7 protein-coding genes are annotated in these 6,307 nt (G+C 68.7%); 3 read left to right on the top strand and 4 right to left on the bottom strand.

Annotation, left to right across the window (positions count from 1 at the left end):
• Window positions 1-108: 108 nt before the first annotated feature.
• Window positions 109-1,890, bottom strand: coding sequence for a phosphoenolpyruvate--protein phosphotransferase (gene ptsP / locus AC3WQY_RS24490; protein ID WP_492711209.1), 1,782 nt, complete (start codon window positions 1,888-1,890; stop codon window positions 109-111).
• A gap of 153 nt (window positions 1,891-2,043) precedes the next feature.
• Here ptsP and AC3WQY_RS24485 point away from each other — a divergent pair, with 153 nt between their 5' ends.
• A complete protein-coding gene (locus AC3WQY_RS24485) occupies window positions 2,044-2,892 on the top strand; it encodes a GNAT family N-acetyltransferase (protein WP_492711208.1) in 849 nt (282 codons plus the stop codon).
• Between the two features lie 2 nt (window positions 2,893-2,894).
• Here AC3WQY_RS24485 and AC3WQY_RS24480 read toward each other — a convergent pair whose 3' ends face one another.
• The 3 genes from AC3WQY_RS24480 to AC3WQY_RS24470 are packed head-to-tail and all read right to left on the bottom strand — an operon-like array spanning window position 2,895 to window position 4,141.
• Window positions 2,895-3,164, bottom strand: a complete 270-nt coding sequence (locus AC3WQY_RS24480; protein ID WP_285233911.1) for an HPr family phosphocarrier protein — start codon at window positions 3,162-3,164, stop codon at window positions 2,895-2,897.
• Window positions 3,165-3,171: 7 nt separating this feature from the next.
• The gene (locus AC3WQY_RS24475) at window positions 3,172-3,585 is read right to left on the bottom strand and encodes a PTS sugar transporter subunit IIA (protein ID WP_285233912.1); all 414 of its coding nucleotides are present in this window, start codon (window positions 3,583-3,585) and stop codon (window positions 3,172-3,174) included.
• 7 nt (window positions 3,586-3,592) lie between these two features.
• A complete protein-coding gene (locus AC3WQY_RS24470) occupies window positions 3,593-4,141 on the bottom strand; it encodes a hypothetical protein (protein WP_492711206.1) in 549 nt (182 codons plus the stop codon).
• Window positions 4,142-4,194: 53 nt separating this feature from the next.
• Between AC3WQY_RS24470 and AC3WQY_RS24465 the strand changes: the two genes are divergently transcribed.
• Both AC3WQY_RS24465 and AC3WQY_RS24460 read left to right on the top strand, forming a co-directional pair.
• On the top strand, window positions 4,195-5,433 hold the full coding sequence (locus AC3WQY_RS24465; RefSeq protein WP_492711205.1) for a CaiB/BaiF CoA transferase family protein: 1,239 nt from the start codon (window positions 4,195-4,197) through the stop codon (window positions 5,431-5,433).
• Window positions 5,430-6,137: an alpha/beta fold hydrolase gene (locus tag AC3WQY_RS24460; protein ID WP_492711204.1), complete on the top strand. Its 708-nt coding sequence runs from the start codon at window positions 5,430-5,432 to the stop codon at window positions 6,135-6,137. The genes AC3WQY_RS24465 and AC3WQY_RS24460 overlap by 4 nt, the downstream gene beginning before the upstream one ends.
• Window positions 6,138-6,307 lie beyond the last annotated feature (170 nt).

The raw sequence follows: 6,307 nt of genomic DNA, 5'->3' as shown, positions 1-6,307 counted from the left end.
AAGCACTCATCAGCAGCGCAGCCTTAGACTGTAGCACAGGAATTTTGGCCGGCGCAAGACTTTCGCTAAGAAATTGATAGGGGCGGCTGCGCCGCCCCTATCAATCAGTCAATGGCTGCGAGTCGAACCCGCCGGCAGGAAGGCCAGTTCAGCCGCCTTCTGTGGATCGTCGCTCTCAAGCACGCCAGGCAGCACGGCGGCAAGGCGCCCTGCGTCGGCGCGCAAGACGCGCTGCTTGACCGACGGGATCTGCGAGGGGTGCATGGAGAAGCTGCGCAAGCCCATGCCAAGCAGCAAATCGGTAAAGGCCGGGTCGCCCGCCATCTCGCCACAGACGCTCACCGACTTGCCCGCTGCGCGCGCCTGAGCGATCGAGGACGCGATCAAATGCACCACCGCCGGGTGCCAGGGGTCGTACAAATGCGCCACCGCTTCGTCGGCGCGATCGATCGCCAGGGTGTACTGAATCAGGTCATTGGTGCCGATGGAGACAAAGTCCACATAGCGCAGCAACAGCGGCAGCATGATGGCGGCGGCCGGGATCTCGATCATCACGCCCAGCTCTACCGATGTGTAAGCCTGGCCGGCATCGGTCAGCTGCTGCTGGACGCGCTTGATGGCTTCGTGAATCTGCCGCATCTCGCCCAGGTGCGCGACCATCGGGATCAGCAGGCGTATCTTGCCGAAGGCACTGGCACGGTAGATGGCACGCAGCTGCTGGCGGAACATGCTGGGCTCGGCCAGGCTCCAGCGAATCGCGCGCAGGCCCATGGCGGGGTTCAGCACATGCTCGTGCCTGAGCTCGCTGGCCGACATGCGATCGAGCGGCTTGTCAGCCCCCACATCCACCGTCCGTATGGTCACCGGCATGCCGCGCATGGCTTCGACCGCGGCGCGGTAGGCAGTGAACTGCTCATCCTCACTGGGCAGTTCTCCATCCCGGTTCATGAACAAGAACTCGCTGCGGAACAGCCCCACCCCGGTGGCCCCCGCCTCCACGGCGGCGGCGGCATCGGCCGGAAGTTCAATATTGGCGTGCAGTTCGACGCGCTCGCCATCCAGCGTCACGGCCGGGGTATGCCGCAAGCGCGCCAGGCGCGCCCGTTCCAGCTCGCTCTGCCGCTGCCTGAAGCGGTATTCCTCCAGCACGATGGGCGAAGGATTGACGATCACCGCACCGGCATCGCCGTCGATGATCACCCAGTCGTCCTGGCGTATCAGGCGCGAGGCCTCGCGCGTGCCCACCACGGCGGGAATGTCCATGCTGCGCGCCACGATGGCGGTGTGCGAGGTCTTGCCGCCAATGTCGGTGATGAAGCCGTGGAACACGCTGCGCTTGAACTGCATCATGTCGGCCGGCGCAATGTCGGCCGCCACCAGCAGCAAGGGGTCTTCGCCCGCGAAGTCGCGGTTGACCACCGCGGCCGCGCCCACATGCGCGCCACCCTGCTCGGCCGCGAGGGCGGACAAGATGCGCTCGACCACCTGCTCCAGATCGGCCTTGCGCTCGCGCAGGTAGTCGTCTTCCATCTCGTCGAACTGGCGCGCCAGCACTTCGAGCTGGGCGGACAGTGCCCACTCGGCGTTGTAGTGGCGCTCGACGATCCACTGCTTGGTGGCGCCCAGCAAGGCGTCGTCGTGCAACAGCATCAGATGCACATCCAGCAGGGCCGCCAGCTCATGCGGCGCGTCCGCGGGCAGGTCTTGCTTGAGCGTCTCCAGTTCACGCGCCACCTCGTCGCGGGCGCGCAGGGCGCGATGGATTTCGGCGGCGACCGCGGCTTCTTCGATGAAGTAATGAGCCACGTCCACGCGGCTGGACGCGACCAGCACGGCGCGCCCGATGGCGACGCCGCGAGAAACAGGAATGCCAAAGACCTGAAAGCTCATGCGTTGAATGTAGCAGCGTGCCGTCGCACCCGACCCCAGGAACACCCGTGCGCGTGGGCACGCGGGCGGGTCACGATTTCGTCACCGCTTGGTCACGCCCGCGTCACCGCCGCAGCCGAGCATCACGTTCGTCCAACAACGACAAGGCCGATCATGAGGGATCTCCCTTTGCCGACATTGCCCTTCTCCGAACTGCATGCGCCCCAGGCGCCTCGGAGGTCACTTCCAGCGGGCTCCGCGCTGGAATCCCAGGGGCTGGCCCGCACTCGCCTGGACGTGGTCTGGGCGCGCACTGAAGAGGAAGTTCGCCAAGCCCAGCGTCTGAGATACCGGGTCTTCGTGGAGGAGATGGGCGCGCGCCTGAGCGTCCCGCAGGGTGCGCCCGCGGGTCACGACATCGACAGCTTCGACCCCTTCTGCGAGCACCTGCTGGTGCGCACCCTGGACGAGCATGGCCGCCCCGACGAAGTGATTGGCACCTACCGCGTGCTGACCCCGGCCGCCGCACTGCGCGCCGGCGGGCTCTACAGCGAAACCGAGTTCGATCTCACGCGACTGCGCAGCCTGCGTCCGCAGATGGTGGAACTGGGGCGCTCCTGCGTGCACCCCGAGCACCGCTCCGGCGGCGCCATCATGGCCCTGTGGGGCGCGCTGGCCGAATTCATGCTGCGCAACGGGCTCGACACCATGATTGGCTGCGCCAGCGTCAGCATGCGCGACGGCGGCCACTACGCCGCCAGCCTCTGGAAGCAGTTGGAGAAGACCCATCTGGCCGGCATCGAATGGCAGGTGCGCCCGCGCCTGCCCTTGCCGGTGGATGATTTGCGCCACGACATGAGCGTCGAGGCCCCGCCGCTGATCAAGGGCTATCTGCGCTGCGGCGCGCGCATTCTCGGCCGCCCGGCCTGGGACCCCGACTTCAACACCGCCGACCTGCCCATGATGATGCGCATCGCCGACCTGCCGGCACGCTATCGCCGGCACTTCCTCAACGAGGCCTGAGCCTACTGACCCTCACCGAACTTGTCGTTGACAAGCGCGGTGATGGCGTCCTGGGCCGCCTGCTCGTCCGGGCCCTCGGTCTCCAACTCCACCTGGGCGCCCATGCCGGCGGCCAGCATCATCACGCCCATGATGCTCTTGGCATTCACGCGGCGGCCGTTGCGGCTCATGAAAATCTCGCACTGGAAGGAGCCGGCGAGCTTGGTGAGCTTGGCCGAGGCACGGGCATGCAAGCCCAGCTTGTTGCTGATGGTCAGATTGGACTTGATCATGGACAGGTCAGGAGGACACGTTGGAGACGGTTTGGGCTGACTCGCCCTGCAAAATTCCCTGCTTGCCGCCGTCGGCGGCACGCTGCAGCAGGGCATCCAGGGGTTCGTGGGCATAGCACAGCGAACGCCACAACATCGGCACGTTCACCCCGCTGAGCACCCGCACATGCCCGCTGGCGTCGAGCAGGCGCTGGGCGCCATTGCAGGGCGTGGCGCCAAACACGTCGGTGAGCACCAGGGCCTCGGCATGACCGCCCGCGGCCAGCAGCGCGCGCGCCCGCGACTCCACCAGCTCGGCCGTCATATCGGGCGTGACGTCGAGCACCGACAGCTGCGGCGCGCAGTTCGGGAAGGTGTGCTCGGCCACCGCCTTGAGGGCGGAGGCCAGCGGGGCATGGGCAATCACGAGCAGACCGGGCATGGCAGGATTATCGGTCCTGCAACTTCACCGAGTTCAGAAAGCTCTCCCAGGCCGGCCCGCCGGCCTGCGGCCCCAGGCGTACCAGCTGGTACACGCGCAGGCCGCGCGCGAACACCGCCACCTCGGCCTGCACGTTCCGCCCCTCGGCCTGGCCGCCACGCAAGGCCTGCGTCAATGCCTCGGGGTTGGGCGTCATGCCCGCCAGAGCGAGCGGCTGCGCCGGCTCCGCCCGCGCATGCAGCTTGGCCGCCAGCGATGCACGCATCTGCGCCAACGCCGGCGTCAACTTTGCGGGCTCGTCCACGTCGGCCCAGGCGAGCGAAAAGCGCGCACCCTCGGCCATGCAGACGGCCAGCCCCATCTCCAGGGCCGGCTGCCCCGCCGATGCGGCGCGCAAGGGGCGGCTCTCCACCTCGGGCTTGCAGGGGAACAGCAGGCTCAGGCCGGCATGCTCGGGGCGCACCTCGCGCCAGTTGAGTCCGGGGGAGCAGGCCAGCAGCGCGCCGGCCAGTGCGAGCAGGGCACAACGGCCCGGCGTCTGGGTAGAGAACGACATGACCGCATTATCCCGGGGCAGGCCGCCAGCGGCCGTACCGCAAAATGCCCCCCATGCAGACACCCGCATCCAACACCGCACTGGCCGGCATACGCGTCCTCGATCTCTCCCGCGTCCTGGCCGGCCCCTGGTGCACCCAGACGCTGGCCGACCTGGGCGCCGACGTTCTCAAGGTCGAACGCCCCGGCACAGGCGACGATACGCGCGCCTGGGGCCCGCCCTATCTGAAAACCCGCGAGGGGCAGGACAGCAGCGAGGCCGCCTATTTCCTGGGCGTGAACCGCAACAAGCGCTCGATCGCGATCGACATTGCCAGCCCGCGCGGCCAGGCCCTGATACGCGAAATGGCCGGCAAGGCCGATGTGCTGGTGGAAAACTTCAAGGTCGGCGATCTGGCCCGCTACGGCCTGGATGCCCAGAGCCTGCTGGCGGAGTTTCCCGGCCTGGTGATCTGCTCGGTGACCGGCTTCGGCCAGACCGGCCCCTACAAGGACCGCGCCGGCTACGACTATGCGGTGCAGGGCCTGGGCGGCCTGATGAGCGTGACCGGCGAGCGCGACGGCCTGCCCGGCGGCGGCCCGCAGAAGGTGGGCGTGGCGGTGGCCGATCTGTTCACCGGCATGTATGCCACCGTGGCGGTGCTGGCGGCCTTGCGCCATCGCGACGCCACGGGACAGGGCCAGATCGTCGACATGGCCCTGCTGGACACCCAGGTGGCGATGCTGGCCAATCTGGGCGCCAACTACCTCTGCACCGGCGTGCCGCCGCGGCGCATGGGCAACGCGCACCAGAATATCGTGCCCTACCAGGTGTTCGAGGCCAGCGATGGCCATGTGATCGTGGCGGTGGGCAACGACAAGCAGTTCGCCAAGTTCGCCGAACTGGCCGGCCACCCCGCATGGGCGGCCGACGCACGCTTTGCCAGCAACGCCGACCGGGTGCGCCACCGCGAGCTGCTGGTGCCCATGATTGCCGACGCGCTCAAGACGCGCCCGCGGCAGCATTGGCTGGATGCCATGGAAGCCGCCAAGGTGCCCTGCGGTGCCATCAACGACCTGGGTGAGGTGTTCGCCGATCCCCAGGTCCAGGCCCGCGAGATGACGGTGCCCATGCCCCACCCGCTCAGCGACGGGCTGACGCTGGTGGCCAGCCCGATGAAGCTCTCGGCCACGCCGGTCAGCTACCGGCTGGCTCCGCCGCTGCTGGGCCAGCACACCGAGGAGGTGCTGGCCGAATTCGGCTACGCGCCCGCCGAGATCGCGGCCCTGCGCGAACAGGGGGTGATCGCATGAGCTCCAGCATCGTGCTGGTGCATGGCGCCTGGCACGGTGCCTGGTGCTGGCGTCGCGTGCTGGCGCCGCTCTGGGCGGCCGGGCATCGCGTCTTCCCGGTCACGCTGACGGGCGTCGGCGAACGCGCCCATCAGCTCAGCCGGGAGATCACGCTGCACACCCATATCGAGGACGTGGCGCGCGTGATCGAGGCCGAGGAGCTCGACCAGGTGCTGCTGGTGGGCCACAGCTACGCCGGCATGGTGATCACCGGCGTGGCCGACCGCATGGCCGCGCGCATCCGGCGCCTGGTCTATCTGGATGCGGTGGTGCCGCTGCCGGGCGAAAGCTGGTCCAGCCGCCACAGCGAGGCCACCCAGGCCGAGCGCCGCGCGGCGATTGCCGCCCATGGCCATATCCCCGCGGCAGCCCCCTCGGCCTTCGGCCTGCAGGCCGAGGATGCCGACTGGGTGGCGCGCCGCCAGACCCCGCAGCCCGGCGGTGTGTACGACAGCCCGCTGCACTTCGACGCCCAGCGCCTGGCCGCCCTGCCGCGCAGCTTCATCGACTGCACGGCGCCGGCGCTGGCCACCATCGCCATCGCGCGCCAGCGCGTGCGCGAGCAGCCCGGCTGGGATCTGCACGAGATCGCCACCGGCCACGACGCGATGATTTCCGCGCCGGACGCGCTGCTGGCCATCCTGCTGAAGTTGGCCTGCGCGTGAGGGAGTTCACGAAACCGGGGCCGCATCCCCTGCCCTGAGGAAGTTTCCCCCGAGACGGGGGATGGACGCCCCCAGGCCCCGCCCGGACCATGGCGACCGACCCCGCCGCTCGCCATCGCGGGCGGTCGCTCAACAAGAACAATCCATGCCCACCCCGCCCCCCACCCCGC

Source organism: Roseateles sp. FW301-B2 (assembly GCF_058788955.1).
Note: the sequence above shows the minus strand (reverse complement) of the source record. Positions and strands in the feature narration are given on the sequence as shown.